Annotated in this window: 20 protein-coding genes; 11 read left to right on the plus strand and 9 right to left on the minus strand. The window is 61.9% G+C overall.

Annotated elements, in window-relative coordinates; translation table 11 throughout:
• Positions 1–42 precede the first annotated feature (42 nt).
• A complete protein-coding gene (locus NKH98_RS15120; RefSeq protein ID WP_352808066.1) occupies positions 43–243 on the plus strand; it encodes a DUF2905 domain-containing protein in 201 nt (66 codons plus the stop codon).
• A 55-nt stretch (positions 244–298) separates the two neighbouring features.
• Here the strand turns inward: NKH98_RS15120 and NKH98_RS15125 are convergent, their stop codons facing one another.
• Positions 299–913, minus strand: coding sequence for a TetR/AcrR family transcriptional regulator (locus NKH98_RS15125; protein WP_352899478.1), 615 nt, complete (start codon positions 911–913; stop codon positions 299–301).
• Positions 914–1,004: 91 nt separating this feature from the next.
• On the opposite strand from NKH98_RS15125, the gene NKH98_RS15130 reads away from it, so the two are divergent.
• The 6 genes from NKH98_RS15130 to NKH98_RS15155 all read left to right on the plus strand — a co-directional run bounded on the left by NKH98_RS15130 (position 1,005) and on the right by NKH98_RS15155 (position 6,801).
• A complete protein-coding gene (locus NKH98_RS15130) occupies positions 1,005–2,114 on the plus strand; it encodes a polyamine ABC transporter substrate-binding protein (protein WP_352899481.1) in 1,110 nt (369 codons plus the stop codon).
• Between the two features lie 13 nt (positions 2,115–2,127).
• Positions 2,128–2,970, plus strand: coding sequence for an ABC transporter permease (locus NKH98_RS15135; protein ID WP_352899483.1), 843 nt, complete (start codon positions 2,128–2,130; stop codon positions 2,968–2,970).
• 2 nt (positions 2,971–2,972) lie between these two features.
• On the plus strand, positions 2,973–3,755 hold the full coding sequence (locus NKH98_RS15140; RefSeq protein WP_352899486.1) for an ABC transporter permease: 783 nt from the start codon (positions 2,973–2,975) through the stop codon (positions 3,753–3,755).
• The gene (locus tag NKH98_RS15145; protein ID WP_352899487.1) at positions 3,752–4,816 is read left to right on the plus strand and encodes an ABC transporter ATP-binding protein; all 1,065 of its coding nucleotides are present in this window, start codon (positions 3,752–3,754) and stop codon (positions 4,814–4,816) included. The genes NKH98_RS15140 and NKH98_RS15145 overlap by 4 nt, the downstream gene beginning before the upstream one ends.
• 2 nt (positions 4,817–4,818) lie before the next feature.
• Positions 4,819–5,577, plus strand: coding sequence for an MBL fold metallo-hydrolase (locus NKH98_RS15150; protein ID WP_352899489.1), 759 nt, complete (start codon positions 4,819–4,821; stop codon positions 5,575–5,577).
• Positions 5,578–6,027: 450 nt separating this feature from the next.
• Entirely contained in the window at positions 6,028–6,801 is a 774-nt protein-coding gene (locus NKH98_RS15155) for an NAD kinase (protein WP_352649923.1), read from the plus strand.
• Positions 6,802–6,875: 74 nt separating this feature from the next.
• On the opposite strand, the gene NKH98_RS15160 is transcribed toward NKH98_RS15155, so the two are convergent.
• Positions 6,876–7,532, minus strand: coding sequence for an outer membrane protein (locus NKH98_RS15160; RefSeq protein ID WP_352477471.1), 657 nt, complete (start codon positions 7,530–7,532; stop codon positions 6,876–6,878).
• 68 nt (positions 7,533–7,600) lie between these two features.
• Positions 7,601–7,897: a hypothetical protein gene (locus tag NKH98_RS15165; RefSeq protein WP_352477470.1), complete on the minus strand. Its 297-nt coding sequence runs from the start codon at positions 7,895–7,897 to the stop codon at positions 7,601–7,603.
• On the opposite strand from NKH98_RS15165, the gene NKH98_RS15170 reads away from it, so the two are divergent.
• Entirely contained in the window at positions 7,884–9,479 is a 1,596-nt protein-coding gene (locus NKH98_RS15170; protein ID WP_352649924.1) for a DEAD/DEAH box helicase, read from the plus strand. The two genes, NKH98_RS15165 and NKH98_RS15170, sit on opposite strands and share 14 nt — an antisense overlap.
• Positions 9,480–9,524: 45 nt before the next feature.
• Here the strand turns inward: NKH98_RS15170 and NKH98_RS15175 are convergent, their stop codons facing one another.
• A complete protein-coding gene (locus tag NKH98_RS15175) occupies positions 9,525–11,537 on the minus strand; it encodes a BTAD domain-containing putative transcriptional regulator (RefSeq protein WP_352899492.1) in 2,013 nt (670 codons plus the stop codon).
• 249 nt (positions 11,538–11,786) lie between these two features.
• Between NKH98_RS15175 and NKH98_RS15180 the strand changes: the two genes are divergently transcribed.
• A complete protein-coding gene (locus NKH98_RS15180) occupies positions 11,787–11,954 on the plus strand; it encodes a YjiS-like domain-containing protein (protein ID WP_352899493.1) in 168 nt (55 codons plus the stop codon).
• Positions 11,955–11,980: 26 nt separating this feature from the next.
• Here NKH98_RS15180 and NKH98_RS15185 read toward each other — a convergent pair whose 3' ends face one another.
• A complete protein-coding gene (locus NKH98_RS15185) occupies positions 11,981–12,874 on the minus strand; it encodes a LysR family transcriptional regulator (protein WP_352899496.1) in 894 nt (297 codons plus the stop codon).
• A 120-nt stretch (positions 12,875–12,994) separates the two neighbouring features.
• Between NKH98_RS15185 and NKH98_RS15190 the strand changes: the two genes are divergently transcribed.
• Together NKH98_RS15190 and NKH98_RS15195 are read left to right on the plus strand one after the other, a co-directional pair.
• A complete protein-coding gene (locus NKH98_RS15190; protein ID WP_352899497.1) occupies positions 12,995–13,879 on the plus strand; it encodes an NmrA/HSCARG family protein in 885 nt (294 codons plus the stop codon).
• A gap of 48 nt (positions 13,880–13,927) precedes the next feature.
• A complete protein-coding gene (locus NKH98_RS15195; protein ID WP_352899500.1) occupies positions 13,928–14,200 on the plus strand; it encodes a DUF2798 domain-containing protein in 273 nt (90 codons plus the stop codon).
• Positions 14,201–14,290: 90 nt separating this feature from the next.
• Here NKH98_RS15195 and NKH98_RS15200 read toward each other — a convergent pair whose 3' ends face one another.
• The 4 genes from NKH98_RS15200 to prfB all read right to left on the minus strand — a co-directional run bounded on the left by NKH98_RS15200 (position 14,291) and on the right by prfB (position 17,664).
• Positions 14,291–14,938, minus strand: coding sequence for a YiaD family glycine zipper/OmpA-like lipoprotein (locus tag NKH98_RS15200; RefSeq protein WP_254817106.1), 648 nt, complete (start codon positions 14,936–14,938; stop codon positions 14,291–14,293).
• 174 nt (positions 14,939–15,112) lie between these two features.
• Complete coding sequence (locus NKH98_RS15205; protein ID WP_254817105.1) at positions 15,113–15,481, minus strand: GFA family protein; 369 nt, start codon at positions 15,479–15,481, stop codon at positions 15,113–15,115.
• A gap of 197 nt (positions 15,482–15,678) precedes the next feature.
• The gene (locus NKH98_RS15210; protein WP_352508561.1) at positions 15,679–16,065 is read right to left on the minus strand and encodes a hypothetical protein; all 387 of its coding nucleotides are present in this window, start codon (positions 16,063–16,065) and stop codon (positions 15,679–15,681) included.
• A gap of 467 nt (positions 16,066–16,532) precedes the next feature.
• A protein-coding gene (prfB, locus tag NKH98_RS15215; RefSeq protein WP_352899503.1) for a peptide chain release factor 2 occupies positions 16,533–17,664 on the minus strand; the annotation gives its coding sequence in 2 pieces (ribosomal slippage) (positions 16,533–17,597 and positions 17,599–17,664; 1,131 coding nt in all).
• Between the last annotated feature and the right edge of the window lie 125 nt (positions 17,665–17,789).

The raw sequence follows: 17,789 nt of genomic DNA on the forward strand, positions 1-17,789 counted from the left end.
AACACTATATTTCTGGCACGATGCTATTTCCGGCAGGATGCCATGTCGCGAACTCTGATCGTCGTTGGTCTCAGCATAGTCGCCATAGGCCTGCTTTGGCCTTGGTTGGCCCGGACCGGCCTTGGCAGGCTGCCCGGCGATATCGTGATCGAGCGTGAGAACTTCAGGCTTTATGTCCCCATCGCCACGGGGATACTGGTCAGCATCGTGCTCTCGGCCATTCTATGGCTGATCAATCGTTAGGCGGTGCTCCGGCAACGGCGATTTGTGTTGCTGGCCCTTCTCGCCCTTGATCTTCTTACACTCCGATCGCCGCCACCAATATCCGGTTCTGCCTGCGTATCGCCGTGCGCAATTCTGCAATCCTCGCCTCCTCGCGCTTCACGAACTCGATGAACATCATGTTCATGTTGTTGAAGATGAGTTCGCCGAGCGCGGGACCATCGATGTCGCGGCGCACCAGGCCGAGCGCCTGTAGCTTGGCGATCAGCGCGCGAATCTGCTCGGTCAGTGCCCGGTCGAGCGCCGTGTAGGCCTGGCCGAACGGGCTGTCCGGCAGTTGCGTCGAGATCGCCATCGCCTGCCGCCACATCTCCTTGCTGAGATAATGCAGCGAATGTTCGATATAGATGCCGAGCAGCGTATCGAGAGCGTCGCCGACATTGGCTGGCGGGTTGGCGACGACGCCGCGCCCGGCATTCAGCACCTCGTTGACCTCCATCGAAACGATCGCGCCGAGGATGTCGCCCTTGTTCTGGTAGTAGTTGTAGATCGTGCCGACCGAGACTTCGGCCTGCGCGGCGATAGTTTCGATCTTGGCGCCTTCATAGCCGGCATCGCGGAAAAGCGCCGCCGCCGCCTCGATGATGCGGCGGTGCCGATCCGCCTTCTGCCTTGCCCGCAATCCGCTCATAGCGGCTGTTTGCCACAAAAACAGAATTGACTCAATTTTAGAATTGGTTCAATTTTTTGCCACAAGCCAAAAAGGCAAGGGAGAACACTCGATGTCCATCAAGCTGAAGAAGACCCCCAATCCAATTACCAGGAACCCGCTTTCCGTTCTGAAGGGCCATCTCCAGGGCGCGTGCGCCGCCGCAGCACTGCTGCTGGCGGCTGGCAGCCTCGCTCAGGCGCAGGACCTCAACGCGCTGATCTGGTGCGATCACGCCGATCCGGCGCTGTTGCAGCCGTTCGAGGAGGCGAATGGCGTCAAGGTCAATGTCAAGGAGTTCGAAGGCACCGGCGCCGGCCTGGCCATCGTCGAACAGTCGCAGCCGGGCGACTGGGACGTGATGGTGATCGACAGCATCGACATACCGCGCGGCGTCGAAAAAGACCTGTTCGAACCGCTACCGGAAGATAAGCTGCCGCTGGCCGATCTGTTTCCGCAGGTGAAGATGGATAGCTCCACCGTCGTCGATGGCAAGCGTTACGGCATCACCGAAAAGTTCGGCTACAACACGATCGGCTACAACAAGACCAAGGTCGACCCGGCCGACATGCAGTCGCTTGCCGCGCTGACCGGCGACAAATACAAGGGCAAGATCGCCATCTACGATTATTACCTGCCGGTCATTGGCATGGCCGCACTGGCGATCGGTAAGAAGACTGCGGAACTGACCGAAGCCGACCTTCCCGCCATCAAGGAAGAGCTGCTCAAAATGAAGGCCAACGCCAAGCTGGTCGGCGAAGTGACCGCCAGCCAGACGGCGCTGGCGACAGGCGAGGTCGACATACTGGTCGGCGGCGGCGAATGGGTGACGGCGGGGCTGGCCAAGGAAAACCCTGCCCTCGACTTCTCTATTCCGAAAGAAGGCGCGGTGCTGTGGTCGCAGTCGCTGGCAATGTTCAAGGATTCCAAGAACAAGGATCTGGCGCTTAAATTCATCCAGTACATTATGAGCCCCGAAGGGCAGGCGCGGCTCGCCACCTCGTCCTGCTACTGGGGCATGCCGGCCAACAGCAAGGCGGCCCTGAGCGACGAGCAGAAGAAGATCCTGCGCTTCGACGAGCAGCCGGAATTCCTTGCCCGGGCGCAGCCCTATCCGGCGCCGAACGCCGATCTCGACAAGAAAATGCAGGACGTCTGGACCGAAATGCTGCAGGCGCAATGACCGGCTGCCGGTCGTGAACTCCGTCAACAGCGGGCGTGCCCTGCCCTGGGCGCTGGTCACGCCGGCGCTCGGCTGGACGTTGCTGTTCTTCGTGCTGCCCTTCGTCGCCATGGCGGTATCCAGCCTGACGGCGCATGAAGGCGGCGGCTTCACGCTGTCCAACTACAGCCAATTCTTTGCCAATCCGTCCTACTGGCAGGCGATGGTGAACTCGCTACAGGTCACAGCGATCGTCACCGTTATCTCGGTGCTGCTTGCCTATCCCTTTGCCTGGATTCTGGCCGAACAGGTGCCGGAGCGCTGGCAGCGGCTGGCGCTGATGCTGGCGGTGCTGCCCTTCTGGACCTCCTATGTCGTGCGCTCCTATTCGTGGCTGCTGGTGCTGGCACAGAACGGCGTCGTCAACCGGGCGCTGACCGGCTCCGGCCTGCTCGGCGAACCGCTGCAACTCGCCAATACGCGGTTGGCCACCATCACCGGCTTCGTGCATTTCTTCGTCATGCTGTTGACGCTGACGATCTTCGCCAATCTGAAGCAGCTCAGCCCCAGCTACCGCAAGGCCGCCGCCGACCTCGGCGCCGGGCCGCTGCGGACTTTCCTGCATGTCGTTCTGCCGCTGACCTTGCCTGGCATCATGGTCGGTGCCTTCCTCACCTTTGTGCTGTGCATCGGCGACTATATCACGCCGCAGATCCTCGGCGGCAACAACGAGCTGTTGATGCCGCAGCTCGTCATGATGCAGATCGGCCGGCGCGGTGACTTTCCGCTCGCCTCGGCGCTGTCGATCATCCTGATGGCGGTGGTCACCATCGCCTATCTCGCCTGCGCCCGCTGGCTGAAGATCGAGCGGGCCTGACCATGCGCGCGCTCATCCGCACTGTCTCGGGTCTCTATGCCCTCGCAATCTACGGCTTCATCTTCTTGCCCGTGGTCGTTCTGGTGCTGTTTTCGCTGCAGGCAACCTCGTTTCCGATCCCGCCCTTCACCGGGCCGTCGCTGCGCTGGTACGAGGCCGTGCTCGCCGACACGCGGCTGACTTCGGCGCTGGTCAATTCGCTGCTGGTGGCGGTCGTCTCCTCGGCTGTCGCCGTCATGCTCGGCTTTCTCTCCGCCTGGGGTTTTGCGCGCTTCGCCTTGCCGGGCTCGGGCCTGATGCGCGGGCTGATCACCTTGCCCTTGACCGTCAGCTATCTCATCATCGGCATGGGGCTGCTGGTGCTGTTCAATTGGGCCGGCGTGCCGAAGTCGCTCACTGCCGCCGGCATCGGCCATGTCGTGATCAACCTGCCGCTCTGCTTTGCCATCATCTACAGCCAGATGGGCGACCACCAGATCAATATCGAGCGCGCCGCGCGCGACCTCGGCGCGCCCGAATGGAAGGTGCTGCTTTTGATCACCGTGCCTGTCATGGCGCCGGCGATCTTCGCCGGCTTCTTCCTGTCGATGACGTTCTCCTGGGACGAATTCGTCATCTCGTTCCTGCTGACGCGCTTCGACACGACGCTGCCGGTCGAGATCTGGAACCTGCTGCGCTCCGGCCTCAATCCCAAGACCAACGCGGTCGGCTCGCTGGTCTTCGCCGTCTCCATCGTACTGGTGGTATTGTTCGAGCTGATGCTGTTGCGGAGGAAGCCGGCATGAGTGCGCCACTGGTCGATATAAGCTCTGTCTCGCATCGCTTCGGCCAGCTCACCGTGCTGAAGAACGTCTCGCTGACGATCGAGCCGGGCAGCTACACGATCCTGCTCGGGCCATCCGGCTCCGGCAAGACGACGCTTCTGTCCATCCTCGGCGGCTTCGTCACACCGAGCGAAGGCAAGGTGCTGATCCGCGGCGAGGACTGCACCGCCGTGCCGCCGGCGAAGCGGCCGACGACGACCGTGTTCCAGGATTATGCGCTGTTCCCGCATATGAGCGTCGGCAGCAATGTCGGCTTCGGTCTGCGCATGCAGGGCGTCGATGGCGCAACCCGGGCAGCAAGGGCACGCGAGGCGCTGGCGCTGGTTGGCCTCGCCACCGCCTTCGACAAGAAGCCGCATCAGCTTTCCGGCGGCCAGCGGCAGCGCGTGGCGCTGGCGCGCGCCCTGGTGGTCGAGCCGGCGGTGCTGTTGCTCGACGAGCCGCTCGGCGCGCTCGACCTGAAATTGCGCCGGCAGATGCAGGACGAGTTGAAGGCGATCCAGAAACGCGTCGGCACCGCCTTCATCCACGTCACCCACGACCAGGAAGAGGCGATGGCGCTGGCCGATCATTGCGTGGTGATGAATGACGGGCGTATCGAGGACGAAGGACCGCCCGAGCGCGTCTATGCACGGCCGGCGACGCGCTTTTCCGCGACTTTCATGGGGGAAAGCACGCTGATATCGGGAACGGTGACGGAGGCGAAGAGCGGCAAAATCACCGTCACCACGAAGCTTGGGCAGCTCTCGCTGGCCGGCACATTGCCGGCCGGCTCGACCGTTGCGCTGGCCATCCGGCCTGAGCATCTTGTCCTCGGCGCAACCAGTGGCGGCGTGGCGCTTGGTACGGTCAAGGTGAGCGATGTCGTCTTTCAGGGCAGCTTCAAGCGTGTTCTGGGGACCTCCGCGGCCGACCCGGCGCTGCACTTCATCGCCAAGGTCCCCGCCGTATCGGCCGTCCAGCCGGGCGACGTGGTCGCGGTATCGTGCGATGCTAGCGACATCATCCTGCTTGCGGACTGAACATGAGCACGCTTCCAACCATCGACGCCGGCCACTGGTACGAAACGATCCGCATGGGCGATGACGTGACGCTGATCCACGAGCCGTGGATCAGGCCGTTCTTCCGCTGCAACATCTGGCATGTGCGCGGCCGCGACCGCGATCTTCTGTTCGACACCGGCCTTGGCCATTTCAGCCTGCGCCGCCACGTGCCGCTGGTCACGGAGCGCAAGCTCATCTGCGTGGCCAGCCACACGCATTTCGATCATATCGGCTGCCATCACGAATTCCCCGACCGCTGCGTGCACCCGGCCGAGGCCGGGATCCTCGCCGACCCGCGCAAGGAATGGACGGTTGCCGACCGCTATGCCACCGACGAGATGTTCGACGGCATGCCGCAAGGCTGGGACACGAAGCGCTACCGGATCCTGCCCGCACCAGCCGACCGGTTGGTCGAGCAAGGCGATATCCTCGATCTCGGGGACCGTGCCTTCGAGGTGATCCACACGCCCGGTCATTCACCCGGCGGCATTGCGCTCTACGAAAACAGGACGGGCATCCTGTTTTCCGGCGACATCATCTATGACGGCCCGCTGATCGACGACGTCTATCACTCCGATATCGACGATTATGTCGAAACGCTACTGCGCATGCGCGATCTCGATGTCTCGGTCGTGCATGGCGGCCATTTCCCGAGCTTCGGGAGAGTCCGCTATCGCCAGCTTGTCGACGAGTATCTCGCGCAAAAGCGCCAGGCCGGCTGCCATCTGCTCGCCCGTTAAGGACCAGCGTAGTAACGTCAAAGCGCCCTTTGCGGACAGGGTGTCCCCGCCGCGTCGCCGCAGCGTGAGGCCGTGGGCTGCGGTCTGAAACTCTTTTCCTCCGACTGGCGCACCAGTTCCGCGAAAGCCAGGGCAAAACTTGCCAGCATCAGGAAGACAATAATCAAGCGTGCCAGCGGCAATAGATCGGCCTCGACTGGTTAGCCCCCACGCCGCCCGTCCGCTGCCGGCTAACATGATCGATCCGGCTTTACGAGAGTTTAAGGCGGACCTTAACCATCACATCATTTTGTCCTCCGACACGATGCGCGAGTGCGCGCTGTTCGGCCGCCATATCAAGACACCTCCCTCCCTTTGCAGAAATGCCCACCCATGCTAACCCGGCGCTGGCGCGGCCCAGCAACCGGTCGCCGCCAATCGATCGCTGCCAATCGGTTGTCGTTGAGAGCCATGAGCAAAACCGCCAACCGTTTCGCCTTCGTCTCATCCGGTACAGCCGACGCCAACGCGGCGCTGGAAAGCCTTTCGGCACGTTACGGCCAGGCATCCGTCGAAGAAGCCGGGATCGTCGTGGCGCTCGGCGGCGACGGCTTTCTGCTGCAGACCCTGCGTGAGACGATGAGCACGGGAAAGAAGGTCTACGGCATGAACCGTGGCACCATCGGTTTCCTGATGAACGAATACCGCGCCAGCGGCTTGACCGGGCGCATCGCGGCGGCCGTTGCCGAAACGATCCGTCCGCTGGAGATGCAGGCAGTTACGGCGGAGGGCGAGACGATTTCGGCGCTGGCGATCAACGAGGTCGCGCTTTGGCGCCAGTCCTACCAGACCGCCAAGATCCGCATCACCGTGGATGGGCAAGAGCGGCTGGAGGAATTGCACTGCGACGGCGTGATGATTGCGACGCCGGCCGGCTCGACCGCGTACAATCTGTCCGCGCACGGGCCGATCCTGCCGCTCGACGCTCCGCTGCTGGCGCTGACCCCGGTCAGCCCGTTTCGTCCGCGCCGCTGGCGCGGCGCGCTACTCTCCAACAAGGCGAGCGTGCGTTTCGACATTCTGGAGCCGGAAAAGCGGCCGGTGAACGCCGCCGCCGACCACACCGAGGTCAAGGCGGTGACGACGGTCACGGTAAGGGAATCGCCGACGGCAACGGCGACGCTGCTGTTCGATCCCAACCATTCGTGGAACGAGCGCATTCTCGCCGAACAGTTCAGGTATTAAACGACAAAAGTAAAACCCGGCACGAGGCCGGGTCCAGTGCAACACAAAGTCTCGCCGCAACCGATCCTTACGATTTAGAACTTGTAGTTCAGGCCGACAACTCCGGTGTGTATCCGGACCTTTGCCTCGACATTCTCGCCGCCGTCGACCGTATAATCGCCCTTGCCTAGATCGAAATACTTGTATTCGCCCTTGAGCGACCAGTGATCATTAAAGGCATATTCCAGGCCCGCACCCAGCGTCCAGCCTGCTTTGGTCTTCGTGGTATCGTTCGTCCCGACGGGACCACTGGTGCCAATCTCTATGGTTCCATAGCCGAGACCACCGGTACCGTAAATCAGCAGCCTGTCCATTGTGTAGCCAATTCGACCCCGCAACGAACCGAGCATCTTTACATCGGACTCGCAAGTGTAGGCTGGGTTTGGGCAAGATGTGTCCCCATCGATCTTGGCGGCCGCGATATCCGCCTCGATACCATAGACTATATTTCCGCTCTGGAAATTGTAGCCGGCCTGAACGCCGCCTAGAGCACCGCTGCCATCGTGATCAGCCGTCGCCCCGTTAAGGCTATATTCCCAGTCCACCTTGCTTTTGCCGCCGCCGACATGCGCGCCTAAATAAAAGCCCGTCCAGTTGTATGTTGACGCAACCGGCAACTCCACGACGTCGGCCGCCATCGCCGGCATCAAGGCAAGTGCCACAAATGCGGCAGAGAGAAGAATTTTTTTCATGATGTGGCCCCTCGACTAAGAAAAATGGATGAATCATTCGTGTCAAGGTTTCTGCTCCAACTCAAATCCTAAATGCAATTTTGCCGTGCAATCGGGATGAATGCAGCAAGGCGTTGCTGATCCGCAACACTTGCGCTGGTGCGGAAAAAACTGTTGCCTTCCTGGAAAGTCGGCATGGGCGATGCGGTAACCATCGCGATTAAGGTTACGACTTCACAATCGCGCCAATGCCGCCCGTTTGTGTTGACAAATCGTGGGCTTGCGCCTACCTGCAATACCAATCTTGCAGGCGCGCGGCGCTTGCCGCGACTGCTTATGTTGCGCCCCCGAACCAGCCAAAGACCGCCAAACTTGTCCTCAGACACCCAGATCGCTCAAGAAGCGTTGACCTTCGCAGACCTCGGCCTGTCGCCGAAGGTCCTTTCCGCAGTTACCGATGCCGGCTACACCGAGCCGACGCCGATCCAGGCTGGTGCTATCCCGCACGCCTTGCTCGGCAAGGATGTGCTGGGCATTGCCCAGACCGGCACCGGCAAGACGGCGTCCTTCGTCCTGCCGATGCTCACCCGGCTGGAAAAGGGCCGCGCCCGCGCCCGCATGCCGCGCACGCTGATCCTCGAGCCGACGCGCGAGCTCGCCGCGCAGGTCGAGGAAAACTTCGTCAAATACGGCAAGAACCACAAGCTTAATATCGCGCTGCTGATCGGCGGCGTGTCCTTCGACGAGCAAGACAAGAAGCTCGAGCGCGGCGCCGACGTGCTGATCGCGACGCCAGGCCGCCTGCTCGACCATCGCGAACGCGGCAAGCTCCTGCTCAACGGCGTCGAGATCCTCGTCATCGACGAGGCCGACCGCATGCTCGACATGGGCTTCATCCCCGATATCGAGCGCATCTGCGAAATGATCCCGTTCACCAGGCAAACGCTGTTCTTCTCGGCGACGATGCCACCGGAAATCACCAAGCTCACCGAGAAATTCCTGCACGCGCCGGTGCGCGTCGAAGTGTCGAAGGCAGCATCGGCCGCCACCAACATCACCCAGCGGCTGGTGAAATCCGGCCCGAAACCCTGGGACAAGCGCGAGACGCTGCGCAATCTGATGAAGGCCGAGGATGCCGAGCTGAAGAACGCCATCATCTTCTGCAACCGCAAGGTCGAGGTGTCGGAGCTGTTCCGTTCGCTGCTCAAATATGATTTCGACGCCGGCGCTCTGCACGGCGACATGGACCAGCGCGCGCGCATGCAGATGCTGGCCAATTTCCGTGACGGCAAGCTGCGCTACCTCGTCGCTTCGGACGTCGCGGCGCGCGGCCTCGACATTCCCGACGTCAGCCATGTCTTCAACTACGACGTGCCGATCCACGCCGAGGATTATGTCCACCGCATCGGCCGCACCGGCCGCGCCGGTCGCTCCGGCAAATCCTTCACCATCGCGACCAAATCGGACACCAAATACATCGACGCCATCGAACGGCTGATCGGCACCAAGATCGAGTGGCATGACGGCGACCTGTCGACAGTCGTCGCCAGCGAGGGCGGCGAGGACGAGGCCCCGCGCCGTGGCCGTGGTGCTCCACGCCGCGCCGGGCGTAAGGACGACGCCAAGGACAGGGGCGAGCGCAAGCCGCGTGAACGCCACGCCAAGCGCAGCGAAGAAGCAGAGCCGGGAGCGGTTAGCGAGGAGCAGCCGGTCGTGGCCGAAGCCGCAGTCGCCGACATCGGCGAGCGGCGTACCCGCAAGGAGGCGATCCGCTCGGAAAACAGCGAGCGCCAGGCTTCACCTGAACGGAAGGCTTCGCCCGATCGCAACGAACGGCGCGCGCCCGAACGCGGCGACACAAGGCCGCAGCGCGAGCGCCCTGCCCGCCAGCGCCAGGAAGACAATGACGCGACCGTCGGCTTCGGCGACGACATGCCGGCCTTCATGCGGATCGTCGCCAAGGTCTGATATCCAGCTTGCGCGTCCCACGGCCGCGCGAAGCGTTGCCGCCAGTCAGTCCGGCAGGCCAGCCTTGCGAAGACCTTCGATATATCTGCTGCGATCGTCCGGTCGATAAAACGGCGGCAGCACCTCGGCGAGATTCGAGAGCCGCAGCGAGGGATCGACCTCGCAGACCCGGGCCATAATCTGCTTCGCTTCCGACAGGCGCCCCGCCAGGGCATGACTCGCCGCCACTACACGCATCGCGCTCACGTAGTTCGGTTGGTACCGTAGCGACCTTCCCGCCCAAGCGGCGGCGTCATCGTAGTGGCCGGCACAAAAATGAGCGAGCCCGGTGTTGAATTGCCAAGCGAACAGACGTGGATCCAATGGGCTTAGGCGCATGGCAAGCGCGGCGTGTTCGACGGCCTTGCCTGGCTCGCCAAAGCAAGCCTTGACCCAGCTGCTTAGGCCCCACGCGGCCGCTAGATTCGGGTTGAGAACGAGCGCGCGATCGATGCAAGCCGCACTGTCGTCAAGGTCGCCACCTACGTAGCCGAGGACGTATCCACCGAAGGAAAGCGCAATCGCATCGTCCCTTCCGAGTTCGACCGCTCTCCTGGCCAGTCGAGTAGCCTCGGCATTCTCTTTCGCGCGGTCGACCATCCAGCCGTTGCTTTTTCGGGTGGCGTAGCACCGCGCCGCCCGCGCATAGGCTGCGGCAAACTCCGGGTCACGGTCGATCGCTTTCATGAAGAGGCGCAAGGCATCGTCGATGGCCGATCTACTAGTGATCGTCCGGTCAAAGGCCGCCAGCCCGCGGAGGTAGTAATCATAAGCGTCGAGGCTTTCTGTCGGCTTGCGTTTGGCACGCTCGATCTCAGCCTCCTCCATTTTCGGTGTGATTGCGCCGACAATACTCGAGGCGACCTGGTCCTGCAGATCGAAGACTTCGGCGAGCGTCCCGTCAAAACGGTCGGCCCAGAGATAGGCCTCCGTCGAGGTGTCGATGAGCTGCCCGGCGATGCGCAGGCGGTCGCCCGCCCGGCGAACACTTCCCTCGACCACATAGCGCACGCCCAGCTCACGCCCGACCTGCTTTATGTCTATGGACCGTCCCCTGTAGGTGAAGCTCGAATTCCGTGCGACTACGAATAGGTGCCTAAAGTGAGCCAAGGCGGTGACAATGTCTTCCACCATGCCGTCGGCAAAATATTCCTGCTCGATATCACCGCTTAGGTTCTGAAACGGCAGCACCGCAATCGATGGCTGGTCGTCGCGCCTCGTCGGGACTGCCAGAACCGGCGCCAGTGATGCGGCGCCAGAGCTTGGCTCCGGCCGCTGATGTTCAGGTCGTTCACGGGACTGCAGGGAAGCCGCCAGCGAGCTTGTCTGTTCTTCAGGCTCGGCGTTCAGATGTTTCCTTAAAGCTGCCCGACACAGCTCGAACTGACGCAAGGCCGCGTTTTCGTGGCCTCGATGAGCGTGGATGCGGATCAGCGCCCGATGGGCTGCCTCCGCCGTCGGATCCGAGGCGAGCAATCTCTCCGCGAGCCCTTCGCAGGCCGTCTCTTCGGCTGAGCCGGGTGCGGGCAGCGCCAGGCTCAGCCGGTCGACCAATTGCAGCGCCTTGCGCTGATACTTGCTCAGATACGGTCCAAACCACTCGTCCAGTTCGTCAGGGATGGCTTGCCCGGCAAGCAGCTCGCCGCGGTAGAGATCGGCGGCGAAGGCGAGATCGGCGGTTCGGCCCTGCTCCAATTTCCTGTCGAAGATCGAGATGTCCGCCTCATCCGGACCGGCAATCAGCGCAACGGTTTCCTGATCCCCATAGATGTAGACGGCTGCATCCGGGCTGGCGGGGAACGTGCGCCTGATGTCGACCAGCGCTTGCCGCAAACTATTGCGGGCCTGCCCGTTGCTTCGCCCCGGCCAAAAGGCTTCGGAAAGCTGCTCGCGACCATGGCCGCGGCGGCCCGCGAGAACCAGGGCAGCAAAAAGGAGCGAAGTCTTGCGTGTGGCGAACCGGACAGGCCGGTGCTCCGGGGAAATAACCTCCAGGCCACCAAGCAACCGGATGCGCACAAATCGTCTCCAGACTTTGACCGCGGCGACAGAATAGCATCTCGGTGGATCGATTTAACACCGATTTAACGGCGGCTCGTCGGACTTCTCTCAGTTGTTCGCGCCCAGCCGAACAGGCCGAAAACGTCTGCGTGGCACGCTCCATGCGCAAACTCGAAATGGGAGACCAAAACAATGGCTCACTCGGAAACTCGCGCCGCCCGCAGCGTGTCCAAACGCTTGCTTGGGTCTAGCCTGAAAGGCGCAGCAATGATGATCGCTGCCTTCACGGGATGGCGGCGGACCGTCGCGAGACGCAAGGCACTGGCAGATCTGACGACCGAACAGCTGAAGGACATCGGTCATTCGGAGGTCCATCAACCCGCACTCGATGCCGCCACGGCTGTTCTAGTCACGAACTTGATGTCGATGAGGTAAGATCGGCGTTGAGTTTGGTCTGCGCCCTAAAGGTTCTTGAGTTCCAGGCGGGATGCCAACAGGTCCAGAAAAGCGCGGACTTTGGCCGAGGATGATCTGCCTTCCGGCCACACGGCGTGTATCGGCACCGGCACTGGCTCGAATTCGGTCAGAACCAGTTCCAGCCGGCCGTCGTCCACCAGGTGTTTTACCTGCCAAAGCGGCGAGTAGCCCAAACCCAATCCGTGAGCCGCGGCTGCATAGATCGATATCATCAAATTCGACCGGAAGGTGCCCGCGACCTTCACCGGCCGGGGCTTGCCTTCAATCTGAAACATCCATTCGCCTGGGCGGCCGTCGACGGTTCGTACGATGCATTCATGCTCACGCAGTTCGAGCGGATGGGCCGGTCGGCCGTGTTGCTGGAAGTAGGCAGGTGCGCCGAACACCACGCGTCGCAGCGCGCCCAGGCGCTTCGCACGTAAATTGGAATCCGGCAAATTGCCGATTCTTACCGCCAGATCGAGACCCTCGGCATCGAGATCGACAAATTCATCGGAAAGCTGGAGGTCAACCTCGACCCGGGGATATGTCCGCATATAGTCGGCGATAACCGGCACGAGGAAGTCCGGGCCGAACAGAACCGGGGCGCTCATGCGCAGGATGCCGGACGGCTCGGATCGTCGGTTGGCCGCCTGAAGCCTGGCTTCGTTAATCTCCTCGACGGCGGGTTTGATGCGCTGGAAAAAGGCCGCTCCGGCTTCGCTCGGCGTCGAGCGGCGTGTGGTCCTGTGCAGAAGCTCGACCCCGATCGATTCCTCCAATGTCGCCAGGGACCGGCTCACCGACTGCAGCGAACGGTTCAGCCGGCGTGCGGCAGCCGTCAGGCTGCCATGCTCGACAATGGCAATGAAGGCTTCGAAATCGTCTATCCGGCTCATCGCCTATTTCTCCCGAAAATCGGGATAAACTATCGCAAAATCGATGAATTGTAACGCAGTTCGCCAGATTTTATCTTCCCTGCACAGGCTGAAAGGCAGACTCGAGGGAAGGAGATCGTCATGCGAACACCCAGTCCAACCGTCCTGGTCGTAGGCGCCGCAGGCCGCGTTGCCGGTTTGGTGGTGCCTGAACTCGTCCGCCGCAATGCCAGGGTTCGAGCGCTTGTTCGTGACGCCGCGAGTGCCGAAAAAGCCCGGAAAGCCGGTGCATCCGAGATCGCGATCGGAGATCTGCGCAACCATCAGAGCCTTGAGCAGGCCGTGAAAGGTGTCGACGGTGTCTTTCACATCGGACCGGCCTTTGCTCCCGACGAAGCCGCCTTGGGGGTTGCCATGGTTGAGGCGGCGGCGCGAGCAGGCGTTCGAAAGTTCGTCTTTTCGTCGGTGATCCAGCCGACCAATACGAGGCTGGAAAACCATGCAAGCAAGATACCTGTCGAAGCTGCCCTCTATTCGACGAACATGGAATACACCATTCTGCACCCGGCCAATTTCATGCAAAATATTGCGGCGGCCTGGCCGTCCGTCGTCGAGCACGGCGTTTTCGCCGAGCCGTTTCCAAGGACGGCGAAGCTCGCCCGCGTCGACTATCGCGATGTGGCTGAAGTGGCGGCAATCGCATTGACCGAAGCGCGTTTGTCTTATGCGACCCTCGAGCTGTGCGCCGACGGAATGCACAGCCGCGAAGAGGTCGTCGTTATGATGAGCGAAGAGCTTGGCCGGCCGGTTTCGGCGGGCGAGCCGACATTTCAGGACTGGGCGGCGAAGGCCCGCCTTCCCTATACCGACCGGCAGTTGCAGATGCTGGCCAAAGTACACAGCCACTACGCCAAATACGGCCTCGGCGGGAACAGCCTGACGTTGCGTGCGGTGCTTGGCCGCGAGCCGCGTTCGCTGCGAAGCTTCATTCGGGAATTGGCGCTGCAGACGGCATATGCCGCCTGATCGTGCTCACAATAACGCCTACGCATATTTTCTGATTAGGAGACTTCGATGCAAGCATCACCGGACCGAGCCTTCACGTTGAGAAAGCTGCCGCCCTCCTACGGCGCGGTGGTGATGCCGTTGGTTCTTTCGATTCTGATGTCGTCGATTGTCTCGGCGGTTTCGACGGCAATCGGCGCAGGCTGGACGAACGGGTTTATAGCGGCCTGGAGCTATGCATGGGGCGCTTCATGGCTTGTCGCGTTTCCCAGTCTGCTGATTGTGCTTCCGATCGTGCGCCGGATCGTTGCCGCGATTGTCGATCAGCCGGCCCGGTCCTGACATCACGAATGAAGGGTGCCGGCGGCCATAGGGCCGGCATAGCCATTAGAGCGGCCCCTTGCGAGGCCGCTGCCGGTTTGTGCGCTTGCCTCAGGTAAGCGGCGACAGCTGGATCTCGACGCGGCGGTTCTGAGCCCGGCCGGCAGCGGTCGCGTTGGAGGCGATCGGACGCGTCTTGCCGAAGCCGGTAACGGCGAAGCGGCGGGAATCGACGCCCTGTCCGGACAGATAGTTGGCGACCGCCAAAGCACGGCGCTGCGACAGGTCGAAATTGTGCTCGTCGCTGCCGGTCGAGTCGGTGTGGCCGAACACGTCGACCGTGGTCTGGCGGAACTTTTTCAGCACAAGGGCCACTGAATTCAGCACCGGATAGAAACCGGCCTTCACCGCGTCCTGGTCGACGTTGAAGGTAATGTCGGACGGCATATTGAGGATGATCTGGTCGCCGGTGCGGGTGACGCTGACGCCGGTGCCCTGAAGCTGTCGGCGCAGTTCGGCCTCGTTCTGGTCCATGGTGGCACCGATGGCACCGCCGGCAAGCGCGCCGATGCCCGCGCCGATCAGCGCGTTGCGGCGGTCGTTACCGCCGGCAAGCATGCCGAGCCCGGCACCCGCCAAAGCACCGAGACCGGCGCCGGCAGCGGTGTTGGAAACCTTCTGTTCCCCGGTGTAGGGATCGGTGGTGCATGCGCTCACGAGCACAGCCGTCGCCACGACGGCGAGCACAATCTTTTTCATATGGTGGTCCCTCTCCATTCCACGGCCGCGCAACGGCGCACCGCATCAGCCCTTCCAGCGACTTGTAACATGAAATGCGGCGAAAAGCGGACCAGCAAAAGCCGTTGCCGCGGCTTTCCCCGGCTCAATTCCACACGCCTGCAGCGGCTCGCGCGACCACCGCAATTCGACCGGCTACCAGAGATTCTTGCCGTCGATGACCACCACTTCGACCGTGTCGAGATCGAAATCGTCGAACAGCCGCGAGTTCACGCTGATCTTCGGATTGTCGAAATTCGGCTCGCCTGTCGACCAGTCCGGCGTCTCGGTGAAGGTGCCACAGCCGCAGGTGGCGCAAAAACCGTGTTTTATGGTTTTCGATCCCCACAGGTAGAACGAAACATTCTCCGGCGGGCTGGTGAGTCTGAATTGCGATGGGGTGTAATAGGCCCACAACGAACCGCGTTTCGAACAGAAGGAACAGGTGCATCGCGTCACAGTCTGCGGCGCTTGCGAAACCTCGAACGTCGTCGCCTTGCAGTGGCAGCTTGCCTTGATGGTCATGAATTGGTCCCTCACAATGCCGCCGCCCCGTACGGCAAAGGCAGCATAAAGAAACGCTCCTGACAACTGCCGGTCAGCAGGCCTGTGAGCCTGCGATGCACAGGTAAACAGTGCCGGAGTGCCGATTGAAGGCTCATCGATCCAAAGCCGCCGCACACCCTCGGGTCACCCCGTCGGCAAGCTTTGGGCGTCATGCGCTAATAGGACGATGGCGGCACGAACAGGCAGATGGTCTTTCCGTCATTGGCACCGGCAACGGAGCACCAATGATATTCGCCGTCGGGCGAATTCTTGATCCGCTTGTCGCTATAGGCCACGACCTCCCCGGTTCCTTTAATGACATAGCCCTCCGGACGTTCGCTGATCGATGTCTGAGAGACCTCGCGGCAATCATAGCCGGAGCAGCAGGAGAACGGATAGCTCCAGCCTTGCGGCATGGCCGCGGTCGGTTTGGCATCATGCGCCAGAGCAGGCGCCGCAAATGGAATGGCGGCAGCAATCAAAACCACTGCCGCGACAAGTGAATTCAGGAGTCGGCGCGCCGTGCGGGCGACTGAGGCCGGTCTGGTTGTGAGAGCAGGCATGAGCGCAGTTCCTATCAACGGTTGTCAAGCATCTCGCTTGCCCGTTCCCGGAACGTGTCTTCCCAGTGGCCGGATCGTCAGGTCGCAGATACGCCGCGTCCGGCCATAAATGCTTTTTTCCTCCCCAGCGCATGAATGCTGGGCTGATTCCTTGGTTGGCGCAAGCAATTGCTGTCGCAACCGAACGCCGACCTCTGCAGTCGGAACCAACCTGCCGCCCTGATTGACGAAACCTGGTCAAGCAGCGGGATCGCCAATAACGGGATTTGGCTCGCGCTGGTTCCAGGCCTGGGACCGGCGGCCCGCGGCATCCGCGTCAAAAGCGGAAATCGATTTTGAAGAATCCGATGAAAAACAAAGTTGTAGAACGACAGGTAAGTGCGAATTGAGAGCTCGTCACTCTCGCGCGATGGCCGTAACGCTCGCGTGATGAACCCACATTCCTGCCGGATTGGTTCCCGGCGGCCTCAGTCGATATCGGCCACCGTTTCGCCGGCGCCACCTTCGATCCGCTGCGACAGCGAGGCTTCCATGAAATCGTCGAGGTCGCCGTCGAGCACGCTCGACGGGCTAGTGCTCTCGACGCCGGTGCGCAGATCTTTCACCAGTTGATACGGCTGCAGCACGTAGGACCGTATCTGGTGGCCCCAGCCAATATCGCTCTTCGACGCTTCGGTGGCGTTCGCCACCGCTTCGCGCCTCTTCAGCTCTTCCTCGTAAAGCCGCGAGCGCAGCATTTCCCAGGCCTTGGCCTTGTTCTTGTGCTGGGAGCGCTCGGCCTGGCAGGCAACCGCGATCCCGGTGGCGAGATGGGTTATGCGCACCGCCGAATCGGTGGTGTTGACGTGCTGGCCGCCCGATCCCGACGACCGATACGTGTCGATACGGACGTCGGATTCTGAAACGTCGATGTCGATCGTATCGTCGATGACGGGATAGACCCAGACGCTGGCGAAGGAGGTGTGGCGGCGCGCATTGCTGTCATAGGGCGAAATCCGCACGAGACGATGCACGCCCGATTCCGTCTTCAGCCAGCCATAGGCGTTGTGGCCCTTGATCAGCAGCGTGGCGGACTTGATGCCGGCTTCTTCGCCGTCATGCACTTCAAGCACCTCGACCTTGAAGCGCCGGCGCTCGGCCCAGCGCGTATACATGCGCAGAAGCATCGAGGCCCAGTCCTGGCTTTCGGTGCCGCCGGCACCGGCATGGATTTCCAGATAGGTATCGTTGGCATCAGCCTCGCCCGACAGCAGCGTTTCGATCTGGCGCGCCTTGGCCTCGCCGCGCATCGAGCGGATCGCCGCTTCGGCCTCCGCGATGACGCCCTCGTCGCCCTCTTCCTCGCCAAGCTCGATGAGGCCGATATTGTCTTCCAGGGCCTGGGTGAGGCCTTTGACCGCGGCAATGCCTTCCTCGAGGCCCTGACGCTCGCGCATCAGCTTTTGCGCTTCCAGCGGCTCGTTCCAGAGGCTCGAATCCTCGGCACGGACGTTCAGGTACTCAAGCCGCTTTATGGCTTGGTCCCAGTCAAAGATGCCTCCTCAGCAGGGTGATTGCCTGCCTGATCTCGTCGACAATGTTTTGCGTTTCCGCGCGCATGGCTGGCTGTTATGTCCTGTTGCTGGATGGCGGTTTGGTGGCGCGATACATAGGGACGGCACGGTCTCCTGTAAAGCGCCGGCCCCTTTATGTACCGGCCTCCGTAAAGCGGAATGGACCGGCTC

Origin of the sequence: Mesorhizobium sp. M0833 (genome assembly GCF_040319905.1) — a bacterium.
Taxonomy (GTDB): Bacteria; Pseudomonadota; Alphaproteobacteria; order Rhizobiales; family Rhizobiaceae; genus Mesorhizobium.

Excerpts from the sequence above, each read along its gene's own strand:
- NKH98_RS15120 (WP_352808066.1), top strand. The coding sequence starts at position 43 with ATGTCGCGAACTCTGATCGTCGTTGGTCTCAGCATAGTCGCCATAGGC.
- NKH98_RS15125 (WP_352899478.1), bottom strand. The coding sequence starts at position 913 with ATGAGCGGATTGCGGGCAAGGCAGAAGGCGGATCGGCACCGCCGCATC.
- NKH98_RS15130 (WP_352899481.1), top strand. The coding sequence starts at position 1,005 with ATGTCCATCAAGCTGAAGAAGACCCCCAATCCAATTACCAGGAACCCG.
- NKH98_RS15140 (WP_352899486.1), top strand. The coding sequence starts at position 2,973 with ATGCGCGCGCTCATCCGCACTGTCTCGGGTCTCTATGCCCTCGCAATC.
- NKH98_RS15145 (WP_352899487.1), top strand. The coding sequence starts at position 3,752 with ATGAGTGCGCCACTGGTCGATATAAGCTCTGTCTCGCATCGCTTCGGC.
- NKH98_RS15150 (WP_352899489.1), top strand. The coding sequence starts at position 4,819 with ATGAGCACGCTTCCAACCATCGACGCCGGCCACTGGTACGAAACGATC.
- NKH98_RS15155 (WP_352649923.1), top strand. The coding sequence starts at position 6,028 with ATGAGCAAAACCGCCAACCGTTTCGCCTTCGTCTCATCCGGTACAGCC.
- NKH98_RS15160 (WP_352477471.1), bottom strand. The coding sequence starts at position 7,532 with ATGAAAAAAATTCTTCTCTCTGCCGCATTTGTGGCACTTGCCTTGATG.
- NKH98_RS15180 (WP_352899493.1), top strand. The coding sequence starts at position 11,787 with ATGATGATCGCTGCCTTCACGGGATGGCGGCGGACCGTCGCGAGACGC.
- NKH98_RS15185 (WP_352899496.1), bottom strand. The coding sequence starts at position 12,874 with ATGAGCCGGATAGACGATTTCGAAGCCTTCATTGCCATTGTCGAGCAT.
- NKH98_RS15190 (WP_352899497.1), top strand. The coding sequence starts at position 12,995 with ATGCGAACACCCAGTCCAACCGTCCTGGTCGTAGGCGCCGCAGGCCGC.
- NKH98_RS15195 (WP_352899500.1), top strand. The coding sequence starts at position 13,928 with ATGCAAGCATCACCGGACCGAGCCTTCACGTTGAGAAAGCTGCCGCCC.
- NKH98_RS15200 (WP_254817106.1), bottom strand. The coding sequence starts at position 14,938 with ATGAAAAAGATTGTGCTCGCCGTCGTGGCGACGGCTGTGCTCGTGAGC.
- NKH98_RS15205 (WP_254817105.1), bottom strand. The coding sequence starts at position 15,481 with ATGACCATCAAGGCAAGCTGCCACTGCAAGGCGACGACGTTCGAGGTT.
- NKH98_RS15210 (WP_352508561.1), bottom strand. The coding sequence starts at position 16,065 with ATGCCTGCTCTCACAACCAGACCGGCCTCAGTCGCCCGCACGGCGCGC.